The following is an 18973-nucleotide window of genomic DNA, read 5'->3' as shown; positions in this document are numbered from 1 at the left end:
CCCCTATACAAAGCGCAAACAGGATTGTATACAATTTATATGAGCACAGATACTCGCACTGCCGTGTCAATATTGGAAGTCGGTCCCCGGGACGGGCTACAGAATGAAGCGGAGATCATTTCGACGGCGGACAAGCTGGGCCTGATCACCCGGATGCTCGACGCCGGAGTCAAGCGCATCGAAGTGGCGAGCTTTGTCCACCCCGGCCGGGTTCCGCAAATGGCCGATGCCGAAGCGGTGATCGCCGGTCTGCCCGACCGCGACGATATCTCCTATATCGGCCTCTGCCTGAACAAGCGCGGTGTGCTGCGCGGACTGGCGACGCGCGAAGGCAACAAGCGCGGCATTGACGAAGCCGGTTGCGTTATAGTGGCCAGCAATACATTCGGTGAAAAGAACCAGGGCCAGACCATTGAGCAGGGGATCAAAGAAAATCGCGAGATGATCCGTTTCGCCAAGGCCGAGGGACTGAAGGCACAAGTCACCATCTCGGCTGCCTTTGGCTGTCCGTTCGAAGGCGCTGTGGATCCCAAAACCGTAATGCATATCGCTCAGGAAATGGCCGCCGAAGACCCCACGGAAATTGCCCTGGCCGACACGATAGGTGTCGGCGTGCCGGCGCAGGTCACCGACCTGTTCGGCCGTCTCAGGGAATTGCTTCCCGACCATATCTCCATGCGCGCCCATTTCCATGACACCCGCAACACCGGCATCGCCAATGCGTGGGCCGCGGTTCAGGCGGGTGTGTCGACGCTCGATTCCAGCCTCGGCGGGCTCGGAGGCTGTCCGTTCGCGCCCAATGCCACTGGCAACATCGCCACGGAAGATCTGGTCAATCTGCTGAACCGTTCCGGCATTGACCATGATCTCGATCTGCAAAAAGCCATAGCCACCAACCAGTGGTTTGAATCGATTCTCGGGCGACCGTTGCCGTCTCTGGTTGCGAGAGCCGAAGCCTGAATGACATAATATAAGAGAGAGTGTAAAATATGGGGTATCGATTGGGTGTCGACGTCGGTGGAACTTTTACCGACCTGCTGCTGATTGACGAAGCGACCGGCCGGACGTTCCGCGACAAGGTGCCCTCAACCCCAAGCGACCCCTCCCAGGCGGTTATTAATGGCGCAAGGGGCCTTTGCGAACGCCAGAATATTGCACCCGCCGATATCGACCTGTTTCTGCACGGCACCACCGTCGCGACCAACGCAGTGCTGGAAAAGAAGATCGCCAAAGTCGGGCTGGTCGTCACCGACGGCTATCGCCATTTGATGCAGATTGCCCGCAGTCTGGTACCCGGTGGCCTCGCCGCCTGGATCATCTGGCCGAAACCCGAACCCATGGCAGCGCTCGAACGCACGATCGAGGCGCCGGAACGGATGGATGCCGAAGGCAAGACCGTTCGCGAGCTGGACGAGGCGGAAATGCGAGCCCGGCTGGAACGGCTGAAAGCATCGGAAGAAATCGAGGCGCTGACCATCTGTCTGATGAACAGCTATGTGGACGGTCGGCACGAAAAGGCGGTCGCCGCCATTTGCGCCGAAGTCTTTCCCGATATTCCGATTTCCATCTCCTCCGACATCCTGCCGGAGATGCAGGAATATGAACGCGCCCTCACCACCATCGCCAATAGCGCCGTACGCCCGGCGGTCGCGCGCTATGTCGGCAATCTGGAACGGGAGCTGAAGGATTGGGGTAGCAAGGCAAAGCTCAATCTGCTGCGCTCCGATGGCGGATTGATGTCGGCGGAAAAAAGCGCCGAAGCGCCGGTCAACCTGCTGATGTCGGGACCGGCCGGCGGTGTCGCCGGGGCCGTCTGGGTGGCGAAAAGCGCGGGCGTGAAAAATATTCTCACGCTCGACATGGGCGGCACGTCGACCGATGTGGCGCTGATCGAAAACGGTGCCGCGCGGTTGCAACGGGAGACCTCGGTCGGTGACCTGAATGTCCGCGCTTCTTCCATCGACGTCAAAACCGTCGGCGCGGGTGGCGGCTCGATCGCCTTCGTGCCCGAGCTGACCAAGGCGCTGCGGGTCGGCCCTGAAAGCGCCGGCGCGGTGCCCGGGCCGGTGGCTTATGGCAAGGGTGGCGAATTGCCGACGGTGACCGACGCCAATGTCGTGCTCGGCTATTTGCCGGAGTCCCTGCTGGGAGGCAGCTTCACCCTGGATCGCGAAGGGGCCAAAAAATCGGTGCAGACGATTTCCGACGCGCTGGGCATCGACCTGATGGACGCCGCCGCCGGTATCATCGACATCGTGAATGAAAATATGTTTGGCGCGCTGCGGCTGGTCTCGGTCCAGCAGGGCTATGACCCGCGCGACTTTGCTCTGATGGGATTTGGCGGTGCCGGACCGCTGCACGCCAATGCGATGGGCAAGCTGATGAACAGCTGGCCGGTGATCATCCCGCCTTCACCCGGTGTGCTCTGCGCCTATGGCGACGCGACCACACGGCAACGGGTCGAAACCCAGCGCAGCTTCAACAAGATGGTGCAGAACACCAGCGACGAAGAGCTCACCGCCTATCTCGACAGCCTCGGCGCGCAGGTCAAACAGGAACTGGAGGCCGAGGATGTCGCGCCCGGCGATATCGAATTGCTCTATGAAATCGATATCCGCTACGCCGGCCAGGCCTTCGAAATTCCGCTGTCGGTGGAACCCGCAGGTCTTTCCATCGCCAGCCTGATCACCCGCTTCGATACCGAGCATGAGCGCTTGTTCACCTTCAATCTGGACGAGACACCACACGAGATCGTCAATGTTCGCGCGGTCGCGCTCGGCAAGTCCGCCGACGTTGCGCCACCAGTGATCGAAAAGGGGGATGCCGACCCGTCGGCTGCAAAAACCCGCGATCACCAGCTCTATATGGACGGCAAGATGCAAGATGCGGTGATTTACGACCGCGCGCTGCTGAAGGCCGGCAACAGCATATCGGGGCCCGCCATCGTCACCGAAATGGATAGCACCACGCTCGTGCACAGCGGCTGCGAAGCGCTGGTCGACGACCATGGCAATCTGATCATCAACCTGGTGGAAGGAGCCTGATATGCCCGCACAGATTATCGAAACCAACAATGCTCCCTTCAACAAGGTCGAGGTCGACCCGGTCACGCTCGACATCATGGAAAATGCCTTGCGCAACGCTCGGATCGAGATGGACGCAACCCTCGTGCGCACCGCCATGTCGCCGGGCATCAGGGAACAGGGCGACGCCTTTCCCCTGATCGCCGACCGCGCCGGCAAGATGGTGGTCGGCCAGTTCGGCAGCTTCATCGACGGCTTCCTGCGCTCCTATCCCGGCACGATCGAGGAAGGCGACATGATCTTCCTCAGCGATCCGTACAGTTGCGACGGCGCGGTCAGCCATAATAATGACTGGCTGGTGTTGCTGCCGGTCTATCGCGGTGGGCGGCTTGTCGCCTGGACCGCCATGTTCGGTCACCAGTCCGATATCGGCGGCAAGGTCGCCGGCTCGATTCCGATCGACAGCAAGAGCGTGTTCGAGGAAGGTGTCCGCATACCGCCGGTGAAAATCTATCAAAAGGGCGTCTATAACGAGGAGATGGTGAAGGTCGTCCTGCACCAGAGCCGCAAGCCGGACTGGTGCGCCGCCGATCTCAACGCGCTGATTGCTTCCTGCCGGGTGGCGGCCCGCCGGGTCGATGAAATGTGTGCGCGCTTTGGCGAGGATGAATTTGCCGGCGCCACCGATCTGCTGCTGGCACGCAACCACCGCGCCATGAAACATCTGATCGAGACCAGCATCGGCGAGGAACCGGTCAGCTTCAGCGACTATATCTGCGACGACGGCGTCGGTTTCGGCCCCTACAAGATCAGCTGCAAGATGTGGCGCGAGGACGGCAAGGTGATCCTCGATTTCGAGGGCACCGACCCGCAGGCGCCGAGCTCGATCAACTTCTTCCTCAACGAGAATATGTTCAAGATGTTCTTCGGCATCTACATGATCATGGTCTTTGATCCGCAGATATTGTTCAACGACGGCTTCTATGATCTGGTCGACGTGCGCATTCCGGAAGGCTCGCTGCTCAAGCCGAAATATCCGGCCGCGCTCGCCGGACGCACCCATGCGCTGGGCCGGATTTTCGACATATTGGGCGGTCTTCTCGGCCAGCGCCAGCCGGAATTCCTCAACGGCGCCGGATTCTCCTCCAGCCCGCATCTGATGTATTCCGGTTTCGACAAGTCGGGTGAATGGTTCCAGCTCTTCCAGATCGGCTTTGGCGGCATTCCCGGCCGACCCTTTGGCGATGGCCCGGATGGTCACTCGCTGTGGCCCGGCTTCACCAATGTGCCGAACGAATTTCTCGAGAAATATTTCCCGCTCAGAATCGAACGCTATGAAGCCAAGCCGGACAGCGGTGGCGCAGGCCTGTTTCGCGGCGGCAACGGCATCCACATGACCTACCGCTTCCTCGAACCCGGAACGGTGGCGATCCACGACGATCGCTGGTTCACCTATCCCTGGGGCGTCAACGGAGGCCAGCCGGGTGACCGGGCGACCAAAATACTCGAGCGCGCGGATGGATCAAAAGAGGTGGTCGGCAACAAGCAGGACGGCATCGAGGTGCGCGAAGGCGATCTGCTTCACTTCATCACCTGGGGCGGGGGCGGCTGGGGCAACCCGCTCGAGCGCGACCCTGAACTGGTTGCGCTGGAAATCAGGCAGGGCCTGGTCACCGCCAAAGGCGCCCGCGATTATGGCGTGGTGATTGCCAGCGATGGCAGCGTCGATGGTCCGTCCACTGAAAGCCTGCGCGCGGAAATGGCGGAAAATATCGTCGAGACCGACGGACCGTTCAACTTTGGCCCGGATATCGAAACGCTCCGCGCCAATTGTCTGGCGGAAACCGGACTGCCGGCGCCGGTTCAGCCCGGGAGCGTCGCTGCCTAGACCGTCGGATTGAATCGCGTGACCAGAGCTTTAGCCCGGTCTGCGGGTCAGAGCGATTGGCCGTCGTCGACGACCATATCCGATCCGGTTACCATCTGCGAGGCATCGGACGAGAGATAGAGCATCATCGGATCGAGTGATTCGATATCCTGCAAGCGGCGGCGATGGAATCCGGCAATCTGCGCTTCGCCGCCAGCGGTCTGGTACCAGTCGCCCTGGATTTCGGTAGCGATATAGCCGGGGTGGATGATATTCACATTGATCCCCTGCCGTATCCATTCGCGCGCAAAATTGCGGCCAAGATGGGTTATGCCGGCCTTGCTGGCCGCATAGGCGCTGTCGCCGTCGCCGGTTTGCCGCGAGGTGATCGATCCGACAATCACGATCCGGCCATTGCCCTTTTCTCGGCTACCGGAAGCAATCAGGCGTTTGGCACCCTCGCGCGCCACCAGATAGACCCCCTTGAAATTGGTATCGAGCAACGTCTGCAGCCGATCTGCTGCGACCTCGGTTGCTCGCCCGGGTGCTGCCACTCCGGCATTGGCGATGATCGTATCGACCGTTCCAAAAGCCGCCTCCGCTGCATCATAAGCCGCGACGACCGACGCTTCGTCGGTAACGTCCAGCGGCACCGCCAGCGCCCTGCCGCCGGCATCGACAATCTGCTGGGCCAGCGCATCTGTCCGGTCGGTTCGCCGGGCACCGAGCACCACATTGGCACCCGCCGCCGCAAAAAGAATCGCGAACCGCGCACCAAAGCCGGACGAGGCACCGGCAATCAGCGCGGTGCGTCCTTCGAGGGAAAAGGGAATATCCATAATGTCATTGCTCCGGCCTGATGATGCAACAGGGTCTAGACGATCGGCAAATGCTCGGCCAATAGTCAATCATACAGGAGACAGAAAAAAATGATCGATCCATCGCTCGACTATAATGGCCAGACCGTCTGCATCATCGGCGGATCCAGCGGCATCGGCAATGCCACCGCGCACGCCTTTCGCAACCAGGGCGCAGATGTCCATGTAACCGGAACGCGGGCCAGCGAGACCGACTATGATGCGGCTGAAGGCTCCGACCTTGTGGGTCTGACCTACCACCAGCTCGATGCCGCCGACGATAGCGCTATCATTGCGCTCCGCCAGAAGTTCGACAGGCTGGACATACTCGTCTGCTCCCAGGGCATGGTGATGTACAAGCGCGCAGAATTCGAACCGGAGAATTTCGCCAGGGTCGTCCAGGTCAACCTCAACAGCCTGATGACCTGCGCAGGAGAGTTTCACGATCTGCTGAAACAGGCCAAAGGCTCGCTGATCATCATCAGTTCCACCGCGGCCTTCCACGCGACGGTCGGCAACCCCGGCTATAATGCCTCCAAGGCCGGTGCTGCCGGTTTGACGCGGACTCTGGGCAAGGCCTGGGCTCCGGACGGCATCCGCGTCAACGGCATTGCGCCCGGACTGATCGCGACCAAGATGACCAAGGTCACCACCGACAATCCCCAGCGCCGGGAAGCAACCGTCAAGTCGATCCCGGTCGGCAGAATCGGCGATCCGGATGACATGGCGGGCCTCGCCCTGTTCCTCGCCTCACCGCTGGCTGGCTATATCGTCGGCCAGACGATTATCGCCGACGGCGGTTTGCTGCTATAATTTGCGTGAAAGCGCTGGACAAAAAAAGGGGGCGGAACCGGCTTGGTTCGCCCCCCTTTTTAATTGGGTTGGGTTCGACTATCAGGCTGCCGTCAAAGCAATATGCCGCCGCATATGATGGTCGACGCTGCCGAATTCGCCTTCGATGATCGACAGGCGCTTGAAATAGCTGCCCACCGCCAGTTCGTCGGTCATGCCCATGCCGCCATGGGTCTGGATTGCCGACTGGCCGATGAAACGTCCGGCCTGTCCGATCCGGACCTTGGCCGCGGAGACATTCTTCTTGCGGGTTGCATCGTCTTCATCAAGCTTGATCGTCGCCAGATAGCACATCGATACCGACTGCTCATATTCCATCAGCATATCCGCCATCCGGTGCTGCAGCACCTGGAACGATCCGATCGGCGTGCCGAACTGCTTGCGCTGGCGCGAATAATCGAGCGTGGTTTCGTTGGTCACCTTCATCGCGCCAACCGCTTCCGCGCAGACCGCTGCGGTCGCTTCGTCGACGACCTTCTCGATCAGCGGCAAGCCGTTGCCCGCGTCGCCGATCAGCGCGTCGCCGGAAACTTTGACATTTTCGAAATAGACTTCCGAAGCGCGGCGGCCGTCAACCGTCGCATAATCGCGGGTGCTCACGCCCTGTGCCGCCTTGTCGACGATGAATACGGATACGCCGTCCTTGTCGGTCTGTCCGCCCGAAGTGCGCGCGGTTACGACCAGATGGGTTGCCCAGGGTGCGCCGATCACAACCGCCTTGTGGCCGTTGATGACATAGTCGCCGCCATCGGCCTTGGCCGTGGTTTCCAGATTCGCCAGATCATAACGCCCGCGTGGTTCGGCATAAGCAAAGGCAAAGACCATCTCGCCGGAAATAATGCCGCCGATATATTCTTCGCGCTGCGCATCATTGCCGCCATGTTTCAGGGCACCGCCGGCGCAGACCACTGATGGAATGAACGGCTCGACCGCTAGGCCCTTGCCGAATTCTTCCATGATGATCATCGCTTCGGTCGCACCGCCAAAACCGCCATCTTCTTCCGAAAAGGGTGCCGCAAGCATGCCGAGTTCGGCCAGTTGCGCCCAGAGCTCGGGACGCCAGCCGGATTCGCTCGCAACGACCTTGCGGCGCGTATCAAAGTCATATTGCTCGCGGATCAGACGCGAAATGCCGTCGCGCACCATATTCTGTTCGTCGGTAAAATCGAAATCCATTCTATATCTCCTGTATCGGTCCGTTAAAGGCCGAGGATCATTTTGGTGATGATGTTGCGCTGGATCTCGTTGGACCCGCCGTAGATCGACGTCTTGCGCATGTTGAAATAGGTCGGTGCCGCGTGATGGGCATAGTCCGGACCAATCGGGAAGTCGTTCGAACCGTCATCCGGGAAGCTGCGGAAATCGGGCGCGCCATAATGGCCGACCGCTTCCAGCGTCAGCTCGGTCAGCCGCTGCTGGATTTCCGTACCCTTGACCTTCAGCAGGGAACTTTCCGGTCCCGGCCCCTTGCCCGCCTGTTCACCGGCCAGCGTCCGCAGCTCGGTGATTTCCAGCGCCGAGAGATCGATTTCCAGCTGGCTGATTTTCTGGGCAAAACCCATATCCTCGAGCAGAGGCTTGCCATCCAGCATTTCGGCTGCAGCAATTTCCTTGAGCTGTTCGACACCACGCTTCGACCGCGCGACACCCGCGATACCGGAGCGTTCGTGCGCGAGCAGGAATTTGGCGTAGGTCCAGCCCTTGTTCTCTTCACCAATCAAATTGGTCGCCGGAACGCGTACATCGGTCAGCCACACTTCGTTGACTTCATAGCCACCGTCGATCAGCTTGATCGGGCGCACTTCGATGCCGGGGGTCTTCATGTCGACGAGAATGAAGCTGATGCCCATTTGCGGCTTCGGCGCATCTTGATCGGTGCGACAGAGGAAGAAACCCCAGTCGGCATGTTGCGCCAGCGTCGTCCAGGTCTTCTGGCCGTTGAGGATATAATCATCGCCATCGCGCACGGCGGTGGTTTTCAGCGAAGCCAGATCGGAACCGGCGCCGGGCTCGGAATAGCCCTGACACCACCATACTTCACCCGATCTGATGCCCGGCAAATGCTGCGCTTTCTGCTCTTCATTGCCGAATGTGTAAATCACCGGCGCAACCATCGCGACGCCGAAAGGCAACGGCATCACGGTGTTTTTCCGCGCATTTTCTTCCGACCAGATATAGCGCTGGGTCGGGGTCCAGTCGGTGCCGCCATATTCCTTGGGCCAGGCCGGCGTAGACCAGCCCTTTTTGCCAAGAATCTTGTGCCAGGCGAGCATATCCTCGGGACTCAGGTCATCCTGAACCCCGCGTGTGCCGATATTCTCGGGATAATTATTCTCAATAAATTCACGCACTTCTGCGCGAAAGGCTTTTTCTTCTTCTGTGAATTCCAGATTCATGGGAATGCTCCTTGGTCAGAATTTGGCTGGACTATAGGGCGAAACCCGCCGAAAACAAGCAATTAACCAGCCGATTAAGGTGACGCTACGGCACCGCCGGATCGCTGCCATCGGGCCGGTTTACTCGTGCGGGGCAAATTTGTCCTTGCGCCGCTTGCCGAATTTCATGCTCCGCTCCAAGCGGGCCCGCAACGCGGTATAATAAGCCTCGAGAAAAGCGCGCTCGTCGCCGCTGCCCGGTTCCCATCCGATTTTCTGACAGATAGAAGTCGCGACCTTCTCCAGCGCTTCCTCCTGATCGCTGCGCAGGACATTTTCCAGGGTCTGCAATTCATATTCGCCATAGACCGACAATTCCGCGTCGGAAAAGTGATAGCGCGCGGCCACAGGACTGCCGTCCGCTGAAATCCGTGCTGCCGAAGGCGCGACAATATCGCCGAGATTCTTTTTCACATTCTGGATTACCCACGTCCCGGCGATCACGTCGCCACCACGCAACCGGTCCTTGTTGAACAAGGGAAAGAGAAGAAACATCAACACCCAAAGAAAGCCGGCCCAGGTGGTCAGATCAACCGACATCCCGCCTGCTCCGGCCGAACCCAGAAAGGTCAGCGGCAGGAAAAGTTCGACCGAACGCACGATATTCCGGGCGATGATCGCCTCCGCAGTGAGACGGCTTCCATCCCGGCTGGCCACCCGAATACCGACCAGCCGTTTGCCCCAGGTGGCCGACCTGTCCCCCAGTTCAAAATATATGAAATAGCCGTTGAGCAACAGAAAATTGGCGATGAAATAGAAAATCCCGACAAACCCCAGCGGGCCATCCATATCAAGAAAATCGGCCCCGCCGGCCACGAAAAAAAAGGCCAGTGTCAGACATAGAAGCGCGATCACAGTCGAGATGATCTGGATGAAGACCAGATCCAGCAACAACGCCCCTGCTCTTGCACCGGCGCTGGCGATCGTGACATTGAGCGGCACGCCTTCCGGGGTGACCATGATGCGGTCGAGCGTCGGATCGGCGGAACGACGTATCCAGGGATTGACGGCTCTGCTGCTGCTCATGCGCCGGGCCTCCGTCGTTCGCGGCCAAAGCCGATGAAATAGACCAGCCACAGCAACAGCATCCCGCCGCCGACGCCGAAACGGCCAGCGCTATTGTCGATCAGCTGGCGGGCAAAACCCTCGAGCAATCCGGCGCAAACCAGCATGATGATGACGCCCGCCATCACCAGCGCCGCTCGCTTGCCGGCATCGCTGGCTGCCTTGAGGTGCGACCGCGCGCCAGGGAAGGCCATCGAACGGCCGACATGGATGCCAGCCGCCCCTGCCAGCAGGATCGCGAACAATTCGGTCGTGCCGTGAATCGACAGCCAGCCGATAAAATCAACCGTCAGACCGCGTTGCGCAAACACCCAGAGCATCGCGCCGAGCAACGCCATATTGTGGATCAGCAGCAATATGCTGGGGATGGCAAAGGCAAAGCCGAGCGCGAAGGCCAGGATTGCGACCTGCGCATTATTGCTGAACAGAAATGCCGCAAACACGCCGAGTCCGTCTGAATCTTCGGTGCCGAAAAGCGTCCCGCGCAACGCCTCTTCGGTAGCGCCGGGAACCCGCACTTCGGAAAAGCCCCCCGGCACCAGCGCATAGAACCAGTCGCTATCCCCCGCGACCAGGATATAGCCAATCACCGCACCGGCAATCATCACCGACAACGCAATCCAGATATCGAGCTGGATCGCCCGGACCGCACGGCTCCAGCCGCCGCCGAAAAAACCGGCAAACCAGCGACCAAAACTGCTCTGGGTGCCATAGACCAGAAAATAGGATCGCAGCGAAAGTCCCTCGAGATAGTCGATCAGACCGGCATCGAGCGAATTTTCCCGGGCGATCGAGAGGCTGGACAACAGAGTTCGGTACAGAGTCGGAAGCGCCAGCACATCCTCGTCGGACAACCGGCCATTCTTGCCCTTCTCCATCTTGCTGACAATATCCTCCAGCCGGATCCAGTCTGCCTCCCGCTCCAGCCGGAACCGGTCGCTGCGCAGAACCGCTGCGCTCAATGCCTGTTCTGTACTCACAGGGCGCCCCGCCTTTTTATCTTGAGATAGGAGTTGATCAGCCGCGTTCCGATTTCCTGATGGGCGCCTTCGATCACATCAATGCCCATGTGGCGCAGCCGGGTCAGCACCAGTTTCTTCTGGTCGAGCAGATTGCGTGCGGTCACTGCCCGGGCGACATCCTCGGCGCTTTCGGGCGGCTTGTCGATAATAGAGGTCAGCTCGCGATCCTCGAGGACGACGAAGAGCACCAGATGCTTGTCGATCAGCCGGCCCGCCGCCTCGAGCATCAGATCGGCTGCGGTCGGATCGGTGAAGTCGGTGAAGATGACGATCAGCGAACGCCGCTGGAGCCGGTTCTGCAGGCTCGACAGCGCCAATGTGTAGTTGCTCTCCTGATGACGATAATCGATGGTTGCCGCTTCCTGCTGCAACCGGAAGAAATTGCGGCTGCCGGAGAGAAAGGGGGTCGACAATTCCGGCTTGGCGGCAAAGCTGAACAGGCTGGTCCGGTCGCCGGCCTTGAGCGCGATATAGGCCGTCAGCAGCGCCGCCGATACCGCCCGGTCGATGCGCGGCAGACCGTCAACCGGCTCGCACATCGCCGCACCGCAATCCAGCGCGAAAACAATCTGGTTGTTGCGTTCGGTGTCATATTCCTTGGCCAGCAACTTGCTGTGCCGGGCCGATCCTTTCCAGTCGATGCTGCGCCGGTCCATGCCCGGCTGATATTCGGACAGGGCTTCAAATTCGCTGCCTTCGCCACGGATCTTGCGAGCGAGCAGTCCGAAGACGGAATCGCGCATGAACATCTGCAGGGTCGGGCTGCGGACCGCCGATACATTGGGCATCACCGCGACGCACTGGCTGCTCTGCTTCTGGATCTGTCGCCAGGCCAGCCCGAGCGGCCCGGTCCATCGCAGCCACAGCCGGCCGATATCTCCGGTTCCCCGTCGGACGGGAATGGTGGTGGCCTGGCCGGTAAAAGCCTGATCGTCCAGAACGCTGCGGTTCAGCGAGAAAGCAACCGTTCCGTCTTCCGCCAGCCGTTCGTCCAGGCCCAGATTACCGGACAGTTTCCGTGGTCCTATCTTGCCGGAGAAACCCGCCGCCAGTCCCAGAAGCAGCGGCTCGCCAATCTCGGCGCTGCTCGACACCGTCAACCGCACCTCGTTTGCCTTGGCGGCGACGAGGCCGTCAAGAATGAGCAGCAGCAAAAGCATCGCCGCCCATCCGGCACCAATTGCCCACAGCGCCGGCATGATCGCCGCCAACACTGCGGCAATCGGCGCACCAAGCGCGATGAGCCAGATGGCCCGCCCGGTCGGGTAGAAATTCAACGAGGCGCTTCCGTCCGCTCGACCAGCCCGCTGATGATGCTGTCGACCTGCCGGCCTTCGATCTCGGCTGCGGGGGACAACATGGTCCGGTGGCGAAGTACCGAGGGCGCGAGCGCTTTGACGTCGTCGGGAATGACATAGTCACGACCGGAAATAGCGGCCCGTGCCCGCGCGGCATTGGCCAGCATGATCGCGGCGCGCGGACTGGCGCCATTTTCCAGATCGGCGGTTTCGCGGGTCGCCCGGATCAGCCGGACAACATAGTCCACGACATCCTCGACCAGCTTCACCGATTTCACTTTCTCTGTCGCCGCATTGAGCAGCGCGGCGTCCGCCTGCGTTTCAATGCCAAAGTCCTTCGGCACCGGCGCGCCGACCCGCTCGCCATATTGGGTAACGATCCGCTTCTCTTCCTCGGCATCGGGATATTCGACCAGCAGCTTGAACAGAAAGCGGTCGAGCTGGGCTTCGGGCAGCGGGTAGACGCCCTGCTGCTCGATCGGGTTCTGGGTGGCGACCACCATGAAGCGCGAACCCAGCGCGTGTGTCTCGCCGTCGATCGTCACCGAACGTTCCTGCATCGCCTCGAGCATCGCCGCCTGCGTCTTCGGCGGCGTCCGGTTGATTTCGTCGGCAAGCAGCAGGTCACAGAAAACCGGTCCGCGGGTCAGGGTGAAACTGCTGGTCTGGAAGTTGAACAGATTGGAGCCGATGATATCGCCCGGCATCAGATCGGGGGTGAACTGGATGCGCCCGAAATCAAGACCAAGCGTGGCCGAGAAACATTGCGCCAGAAAGGTCTTGGCCGTCCCCGGCGGCCCTTCGAGCAACACATGGCCCGAAGAGAAAAGCGCGATCAACAGATGATCGACAATCTCCTCCTGCCCGATAATCGCCTTGGCAATCTGACCACGGATATTGTCCGCCAGACTCTTGAGTTCGTCGATGTTCATCCGATAATTTCCTTTTTCCAGGCGTGGAGGGCCGCGGCCCCGTCGGCTATTTCCTGCGGCTTGCGCGCGCGAACGAGTTGGTGGAACAGGGCCGAGAAACGGTTGCCGTCGCTCTCCCCCAGCGCATCCAGTCTGTGGTGAATTTCCTGTTCGGACGCTTGCGGCCCGATCCCGACCGCCTCGGCGGCTTGCGTCCGTATCATCTCGGCATAGGGATCGGTTACCAGATATCCGCGCTCCATCCGGCTGATGAAGGCAGCGCTGTTGTTCACCAAAGCGGATTTGCCGAAAATTATGCTGCGCTTCTCCAGGACCGGCGGTCCAAAGCGGTTGAACGCCATCCACGCCGCCGCCAGTGCGGCGGTGATCAGGCAGATGGTCGCCGACAGGAACGGCGGCGCAAAGGCCAGGGTCAGCAAGTTTTCCGCGCTCCCCAGGCCGTTGAACGTAAGGTCGAAGGTCACCTCCTCGTTGCTGGCGCTCGAAACCGCCCCGATCAACGCCAGAGCGTGACGCGCGGTCGGCTTATCGGCCATGCCGCCATTGTTGAGCAGGTCGGCATCGGCGACGATCACCACCGGATAAAAGGATTCGTCAAACTCTTCCTCGTCCGTGATTTGTGATTCATCGAGACTGTCGAGCTGCGCATAGACGCCGCCATCGTCAATATAGGCAATCAGCGCGCCCTTGGCGTCGGGACCGCGCACGATCGAGCGGACATCATTCCCCTTGATCGTGACCGGCGTTTCGGGCGCCTTCACTCTCCCACCCACAGCGGAGACCAGATTGCGCCCGGCCAGCGACTTGTCGCCAACGGTTATATCGACCTCGACCAGATCCTTCAGCATTTCCGTGCCCGGATCGCCGCTCCACGGTTCGCCAAGATGGACCCAGCCTTTACGCAAGTCCGCGCTGGTACCGGTCTGCCATTTGGGCAGGATGATCATGGTCGGTCCGACATAGGCGCGCTGCTGGACCACCGCATCGATTTCTTCGGCGGGCGTGAACGGCCCCGGCGTCAGGATCAGCAATCCGCCCTTGTCCATACCCGCCTCGGAGCGCGAATATTGCACCGGCACACCGGTCCTTTCGAGCAGATTGGCCAGCGCCTTGTAACCGACAATGCTGTTCGAAGCACCGTGCGCCTCGCCGTTTTCACCCGAAGCCAGCGGGTCGGCCGCGCCCAGTCCGTAGAGCAGCACGATGAAGGCCGAAAAGCCGACCGCGAACATGATCATGATCGTCGTCCGCCGGAAGGGGTTTGCCTGGACGCTCATCCCTTCCCGGCCTTCCGCCAGCTTTCCTTGAGCGCAAAGCCGGCATAGGCATCCCGCGATAACCGCCAGCCATTCTCGTCGATCGGAAGGGCTGCAAATATGCCGCGCTCGACCTGACCGGCGATCACCGCAAACATCGCCCGCGCGGCTTCAGGCAGACTGTCGAACCGCTCGATCTCGCGCGATGTGCTCGACGGTCGCAGCAAATTCGGTCTGCGTTTTTCGATATCCTCGATGCTGTTGTGGAGCAGCAGGCGAACCGCTTGCCCATATTGTCCCCTGGCGGCCAGCGCCTCGGCTTGCGCGAGCAATTCGCGGGCTTCGGCCGGCTGGGGTTGCCAGTCATCTTTCGCCGGACGTTCCCGGCCGCGCCACTGTTCGACATAGGGCGCCAATATGACCCAGATCAGGGTCAGCACGCCGGCGGCAAGCATGAGCAGCAATATTATCCGCAAGATTGGCCAGCCATCGGCAATAATTTCGAACACAGGCTGGAGCGTTTCGCCGAGCCAGTCGAGAAAATCCCGCCACCATTGCGGCGATTCCGGAGCCTCCGGGACCGGTATGGGCGAGAACTGGATCGCCGCATCTTCGCGCACGTCATCCCAGGCACTGTCAAAAGAAGCGCTGACGCCATCACTGTTGCTTTGCGCTGCTTTTACCACCGCCAAAGTGTCGCAGAATCGCAATGATCGAGCAAGAGCGAAGATCGCGCTCCTGTTCTGCTTTACGTCCGATATGATTTGTGACAACTTGTCCGCGCGTCATGAAGAGGGGGATCAAGATGGCAGATACAGCGCAGCACTTGGATATTGGGCGGGTACTCAACAACACATTTGGCGTGATCAAGCGCAACCCGTTGATCTTTCTTGGCCTGTCCTTCCTGATGGTCGCTCTGCCACAGGCGCTTATCCAGATGGCAACCGGCGCTTCGGCGGTAGGCGTCGACGCGGACGCGATGACGGCGATGTTCAGCTCCCCCTCGATGATAGGAACTGCATTTGGAGGGTGGCTGCTGTTCGTCATATTGTCGATTTTACTGCAAGCCACGTTCATCATCGCCACGGTCAAGGACCTCAACGGACAGGCAGTAAATCTTGGCGAGTGCGTGACCCAGGCCCTTGGCAAGATATTGCCATTGATCGGGCTAGGCATATTGATGACATTGGGCATCATGCTCGGCCTTGTCTTGCTCGTCATTCCGGGCCTGATACTGGCGCTGATGTGGATTGTTTCTTCCCCGGTGATGATGGCCGAAGACAAGGGAATCATTGATTCCCTGAAGCGCAGCGCGGAATTGACCAAGGGATCGAAGCGCTGGATTCTGCTTTTGTTCGTAGTCTATATGGTTATCGCGTCGGTTCTGGGCCTTTTCATGATGCCCTTTGCCTTTGCCGGCACCGTCGGGGTGACGATCATCGGCCTGATCATCAACACTCTGACCGGCGCCATACAGGGGACCGGTATTGCCGCGGTCTATGTTGATCTTCGCATAGTCAAAGAAGGCGGGAATACGGATGCATTGGCAAATGTGTTTGCCTGACTCCGAACGACGCAACCGCACCGGCCAATAGATTTATTGGCATGAACGGCGCAATTGCCTATAAGTTGCAAATTGCTATTCAAACATCCGGGTGAAACTTCCATGATCAAGCTGAACGTCAACGGTCAGGCACGGGAGGTCGATGCCGACCCGGCGACCCCGATATTGTGGATCGTGCGCGAAAATCTGAAAATGCCCGGCACGAAATTCGGCTGCGGCATCGCCCAGTGCGGGGCCTGCACCGTCCATCTCGACGGCAAACCGATCCGCAGTTGCTCGACTCCCGTTTCTGCCGCCGAAGGCAAGACGATCACCACCATCGAGGGCATTGCCGCCGAAGACGGCACATTGCACAAGGTCCAGCAGGCGTGGATCGAAGCGCAGGTTCCCCAATGCGGCTATTGCCAGTCGGGCCAGATCATGGCGGCCACCGCGCTGCTGGAGAAAAACCCGCAGCCAACCGACGCGCAGATCGACGCCGCCATGGCCGGCAATATCTGCCGCTGCGGCATGTATGGCCGGATACGCAAGGCGATCAAGGCTGCCGCCGGCATCGACACAGCCGCGAAAGTGGAGGCGTAGGTCATGGGCAAATGGTCAAGACGCGCGTTCATTGGTGCCGGTGTCGCCGCTGGCGGCGCTCTGGTTGTCGGCATTGCCGTTCGGCCGGGCAATCCGATCGACGGGCTGAGTCCGCTACTCACCGACGGCGAGAATGAGCAGCTGCTCAACGCCTGGGTAAAGGTCGATACCGACAATATCGTCACCGCCGTCATCCCGCATGTCGAAATGGGGCAGGGCGTCTATACCGCGCTGGCGCAGATGCTGGCGGACGAGATGGATGCCGACTGGAGCAAGGTGCAAATCCTCGAAGCACCCGCCGACATGCAATATGTCTCCGATTCGATCGGTCGCGATTTTCTGTTTCCCAATCTCCAGGTCCCGGCTTTGATCGAACCGACGGTCGCGGGCGGCATCTTGGAACTGGCGCAGGCGATGGGCCTGCAATTCACCGGCGGCAGCTATTCGGTGCGCGCCACCGGCCAGCGTGCCATGCGCACCGCCGGCGCCGCAGCCCGCGAAATGCTGGTAGCGGCAGCGGCGAGCGAATGGCAGGTACCAGCCGCCGAGATTACCACCGCCGACAGCATGATCATCCATGCCGAGAGCGGCAAGTCCGAACCATTCGCGACATTTGCGCGCGCCGCAGCAGAACAAAGCCTGCCGGCCAAGCCGAAACTGAAATCGCCGGAAAATTACAAGATCATGGGCCAGCCAAAGGCCCGCCATGATATTCCCGAAAAAGTTGATGGTAGCGCGGTTTTCGGGATTGATGCCGACGTTCCGGGCATGAAATATGCCGCGGTCAAGGCCCCTCCGGTCATTGGCGCCACGATTGAATCGATGGATGCAACCACCGCCAAAACCATGCCCGGCGTGCTGCAGATTCTCAACATGGGGGATTTTGTCGCCGTGGTGGCCGACGGCTATTGGCAGGCGCAACAAGCGTTGGGCACGATCGACACCCGATATAGCAAAACCGAAGGGGACGGCCTCGATCAGGACGCGATCTTCGCCCGCTACGCCAGCCATCTCGATGAAGCCGGAGAAGACGGCGGAGACATGCAAACCGAAGCAGGCGATATCACCAAGGGTTTTACCGAGGCAGCGACCAAGGTCGAAGCGGAATATAAGGTGCCGTTCCTTGCCCATGCGACAATGGAGCCGATGAACTGCACCGCATGGGTGCGCGATGGCAAATGCGATGTCTGGTCGGGCCATCAGGCGCCGGTCAATGCCCGCCAGGCGGCTGCCGATGCTGCCGGTCTGCCATTCGAGGATGTGACCTATCACAACGCCTATCTTGGTGGCGGTTTCGGACGCCGGTCCGACAGTGACGCCATCATCATGGCCACCCGGATCGCCAAGGCTACCGGCTATCCGGTCAAGATGATCTGGTCGCGGGAAGAGGACACGGCGCAGGATCACTATCGCCCGTCGGCGACCAGTCGCTTCCGGGGCGGGCTCGACAAGGATGGCAAGGCGGTCAGCTGGGACAATATCCACACCCATCTGTTCGATCCTGCAGACGCGCCAACCATACCCCATTACAACATTGCCAGCCACAGGATCCGCAAGGTCGACGTGTCGATGCATCTGCGCTTCGGCCCCTGGCGTTCGGTCGATCACAGCCAGCACGGATTCTTCATCGAATCCTTTGTCGACGAGATGGCCCATGCCGCCGGCAAGGATGGCTATGCCTTCCGCCGCGAACTGCTGGCGAAATCGCCGCGTCATCTGAAAGTGCTCGACACCGCCGCGAAAATGTCCGGCTGGGGCAGCGCTCTGCCGGAAAAACATGGCCGCGGCATCGCCTTTGTCCCGTCCTTCGGGTCGATCGTCGCACAGGTCGCCGAAGTCGACATGAGCGGACCCAAGCCACGGGTGACAAAAGTCTATGTCGCCGCCGATCCCGGCTTTGTCGTCAATCCCGACGGCTTTACCGCGCAGATGGAAAGCGGGATTGTCTATGGCCTGACCGCAGCGCTTTATGGCGATATCACGATCAAGGACGGCGCCGTCCAGCAAAGCAATTTTCACGACTATCCGATGCTCCGGATCGACGAGATGCCGGAGGTCGAAGTGACTCTGATAAATGGCGATCACGAGCGCCTGGGCGGTGGGGGCGAACCGGGCCTGCCGCCGATTGCGCCCGCCGTCACCAATGCGATTTTTGCTGCCACTGGTACGCGGGTCCGCGAGCTGCCCATTGCCAAGCATGATTTTGCCTGACCGGAGACC

General features: G+C 60.3%; 16 protein-coding genes. 7 read left to right on the top strand and 9 right to left on the bottom strand.

Translation table 11 applies throughout. The features are described 5' to 3' along the window. Window positions 1-39 precede the first annotated feature (39 nt). Genes HUO14_RS13795 through HUO14_RS13785 form a run of 3 tightly spaced genes read left to right on the top strand, consistent with a single transcriptional unit; the run spans window position 40 to window position 4911 of the window. On the top strand, window positions 40-960 hold the full coding sequence (locus HUO14_RS13795) for a hydroxymethylglutaryl-CoA lyase (RefSeq protein ID WP_176280413.1): 921 nt from the start codon (window positions 40-42) through the stop codon (window positions 958-960). 29 nt (window positions 961-989) lie between these two features. Further along, window positions 990-3044 (top strand): hydantoinase/oxoprolinase family protein, encoded by a 2055-nt coding sequence (locus tag HUO14_RS13790; protein ID WP_176280412.1) that lies wholly within the window; start codon window positions 990-992, stop codon window positions 3042-3044. A gap of 1 nt (window position 3045) precedes the next feature. Beyond that, on the top strand, window positions 3046-4911 hold the full coding sequence (locus HUO14_RS13785; protein WP_176280411.1) for a hydantoinase B/oxoprolinase family protein: 1866 nt from the start codon (window positions 3046-3048) through the stop codon (window positions 4909-4911). Between the two features lie 47 nt (window positions 4912-4958). Here the strand turns inward: HUO14_RS13785 and HUO14_RS13780 are convergent, their stop codons facing one another. Then, window positions 4959-5729, bottom strand: coding sequence for an SDR family NAD(P)-dependent oxidoreductase (locus HUO14_RS13780; protein ID WP_176280410.1), 771 nt, complete (start codon window positions 5727-5729; stop codon window positions 4959-4961). A gap of 90 nt (window positions 5730-5819) precedes the next feature. Here HUO14_RS13780 and HUO14_RS13775 point away from each other — a divergent pair, with 90 nt between their 5' ends. Beyond that, window positions 5820-6560 (top strand): SDR family NAD(P)-dependent oxidoreductase, encoded by a 741-nt coding sequence (locus HUO14_RS13775; RefSeq protein ID WP_176280409.1) that lies wholly within the window; start codon window positions 5820-5822, stop codon window positions 6558-6560. Window positions 6561-6641: 81 nt separating this feature from the next. Here HUO14_RS13775 and HUO14_RS13770 read toward each other — a convergent pair whose 3' ends face one another. The 8 genes from HUO14_RS13770 to HUO14_RS13735 all read right to left on the bottom strand — a co-directional run bounded on the left by HUO14_RS13770 (window position 6642) and on the right by HUO14_RS13735 (window position 15299). After that, on the bottom strand, window positions 6642-7775 hold the full coding sequence (locus HUO14_RS13770) for an acyl-CoA dehydrogenase family protein (RefSeq protein ID WP_176280408.1): 1134 nt from the start codon (window positions 7773-7775) through the stop codon (window positions 6642-6644). Window positions 7776-7798: 23 nt separating this feature from the next. Beyond that, window positions 7799-8995, bottom strand: a complete 1197-nt coding sequence (locus HUO14_RS13765) for an acyl-CoA dehydrogenase family protein (protein WP_176280407.1) — start codon at window positions 8993-8995, stop codon at window positions 7799-7801. Window positions 8996-9115: 120 nt separating this feature from the next. After that, window positions 9116-10060: an RDD family protein gene (locus HUO14_RS13760; RefSeq protein ID WP_176280406.1), complete on the bottom strand. Its 945-nt coding sequence runs from the start codon at window positions 10058-10060 to the stop codon at window positions 9116-9118. Then, entirely contained in the window at window positions 10057-11079 is a 1023-nt protein-coding gene (locus tag HUO14_RS13755; RefSeq protein ID WP_343046109.1) for a stage II sporulation protein M, read from the bottom strand. The genes HUO14_RS13760 and HUO14_RS13755 overlap by 4 nt, the downstream gene beginning before the upstream one ends. Continuing rightward, on the bottom strand, window positions 11076-12398 hold the full coding sequence (locus HUO14_RS13750; RefSeq protein ID WP_246255654.1) for a DUF58 domain-containing protein: 1323 nt from the start codon (window positions 12396-12398) through the stop codon (window positions 11076-11078). The genes HUO14_RS13755 and HUO14_RS13750 overlap by 4 nt, the downstream gene beginning before the upstream one ends. Next, window positions 12395-13351 carry an AAA family ATPase gene (locus HUO14_RS13745; protein ID WP_176280405.1) on the bottom strand — a complete coding sequence of 319 codons (957 nt, stop codon included), beginning with the start codon at window positions 13349-13351 and terminating at the stop codon, window positions 12395-12397. The genes HUO14_RS13750 and HUO14_RS13745 overlap by 4 nt, the downstream gene beginning before the upstream one ends. Then, a complete protein-coding gene (locus tag HUO14_RS13740; RefSeq protein ID WP_176280404.1) occupies window positions 13348-14628 on the bottom strand; it encodes a DUF4350 domain-containing protein in 1281 nt (426 codons plus the stop codon). The genes HUO14_RS13745 and HUO14_RS13740 overlap by 4 nt, the downstream gene beginning before the upstream one ends. Further along, window positions 14625-15299, bottom strand: coding sequence for a hypothetical protein (locus HUO14_RS13735; protein WP_176280403.1), 675 nt, complete (start codon window positions 15297-15299; stop codon window positions 14625-14627). Before HUO14_RS13735 ends, HUO14_RS13740 begins: the two co-directional genes overlap by 4 nt. Window positions 15300-15412: 113 nt before the next feature. Between HUO14_RS13735 and HUO14_RS13730 the strand changes: the two genes are divergently transcribed. The 3 genes from HUO14_RS13730 to HUO14_RS13720 all read left to right on the top strand — a co-directional run bounded on the left by HUO14_RS13730 (window position 15413) and on the right by HUO14_RS13720 (window position 18964). Continuing rightward, complete coding sequence (locus HUO14_RS13730; protein ID WP_176280402.1) at window positions 15413-16171, top strand: YciC family protein; 759 nt, start codon at window positions 15413-15415, stop codon at window positions 16169-16171. Window positions 16172-16273: 102 nt separating this feature from the next. Continuing rightward, window positions 16274-16753, top strand: coding sequence for a (2Fe-2S)-binding protein (locus tag HUO14_RS13725; RefSeq protein WP_176280401.1), 480 nt, complete (start codon window positions 16274-16276; stop codon window positions 16751-16753). A gap of 3 nt (window positions 16754-16756) precedes the next feature. Continuing rightward, window positions 16757-18964 (top strand): xanthine dehydrogenase family protein molybdopterin-binding subunit, encoded by a 2208-nt coding sequence (locus HUO14_RS13720; protein WP_176280400.1) that lies wholly within the window; start codon window positions 16757-16759, stop codon window positions 18962-18964. Window positions 18965-18973 lie beyond the last annotated feature (9 nt).

The organism is Parasphingorhabdus flavimaris, from assembly GCF_013371215.1.
Classification (GTDB): Bacteria; Pseudomonadota; Alphaproteobacteria; order Sphingomonadales; family Sphingomonadaceae; genus Parasphingorhabdus; species Parasphingorhabdus flavimaris.
The sequence above is the reverse complement of the archived record's forward strand: the minus strand, read 5'-3'. Positions and strand labels throughout refer to the sequence as shown.

Bases quoted from the DNA above. Each gene is read 5' to 3' on its own strand.
- HUO14_RS13765 (WP_176280407.1), bottom strand. From the start codon at position 8,995: ATGAATCTGGAATTCACAGAAGAAGAAAAAGCCTTTCGCGCAGAAGTG.
- HUO14_RS13790 (WP_176280412.1), top strand. From the start codon at position 990: ATGGGGTATCGATTGGGTGTCGACGTCGGTGGAACTTTTACCGACCTG.
- HUO14_RS13720 (WP_176280400.1), top strand. From the start codon at position 16,757: ATGGGCAAATGGTCAAGACGCGCGTTCATTGGTGCCGGTGTCGCCGCT.
- HUO14_RS13775 (WP_176280409.1), top strand. From the start codon at position 5,820: ATGATCGATCCATCGCTCGACTATAATGGCCAGACCGTCTGCATCATC.
- HUO14_RS13740 (WP_176280404.1), bottom strand. From the start codon at position 14,628: ATGAGCGTCCAGGCAAACCCCTTCCGGCGGACGACGATCATGATCATG.
- HUO14_RS13745 (WP_176280405.1), bottom strand. From the start codon at position 13,351: ATGAACATCGACGAACTCAAGAGTCTGGCGGACAATATCCGTGGTCAG.
- HUO14_RS13725 (WP_176280401.1), top strand. From the start codon at position 16,274: ATGATCAAGCTGAACGTCAACGGTCAGGCACGGGAGGTCGATGCCGAC.
- HUO14_RS13730 (WP_176280402.1), top strand. From the start codon at position 15,413: ATGGCAGATACAGCGCAGCACTTGGATATTGGGCGGGTACTCAACAAC.
- HUO14_RS13795 (WP_176280413.1), top strand. From the start codon at position 40: ATGAGCACAGATACTCGCACTGCCGTGTCAATATTGGAAGTCGGTCCC.
- HUO14_RS13780 (WP_176280410.1), bottom strand. From the start codon at position 5,729: ATGGATATTCCCTTTTCCCTCGAAGGACGCACCGCGCTGATTGCCGGT.
- HUO14_RS13770 (WP_176280408.1), bottom strand. From the start codon at position 7,775: ATGGATTTCGATTTTACCGACGAACAGAATATGGTGCGCGACGGCATT.
- HUO14_RS13785 (WP_176280411.1), top strand. From the start codon at position 3,046: ATGCCCGCACAGATTATCGAAACCAACAATGCTCCCTTCAACAAGGTC.
- HUO14_RS13760 (WP_176280406.1), bottom strand. From the start codon at position 10,060: ATGAGCAGCAGCAGAGCCGTCAATCCCTGGATACGTCGTTCCGCCGAT.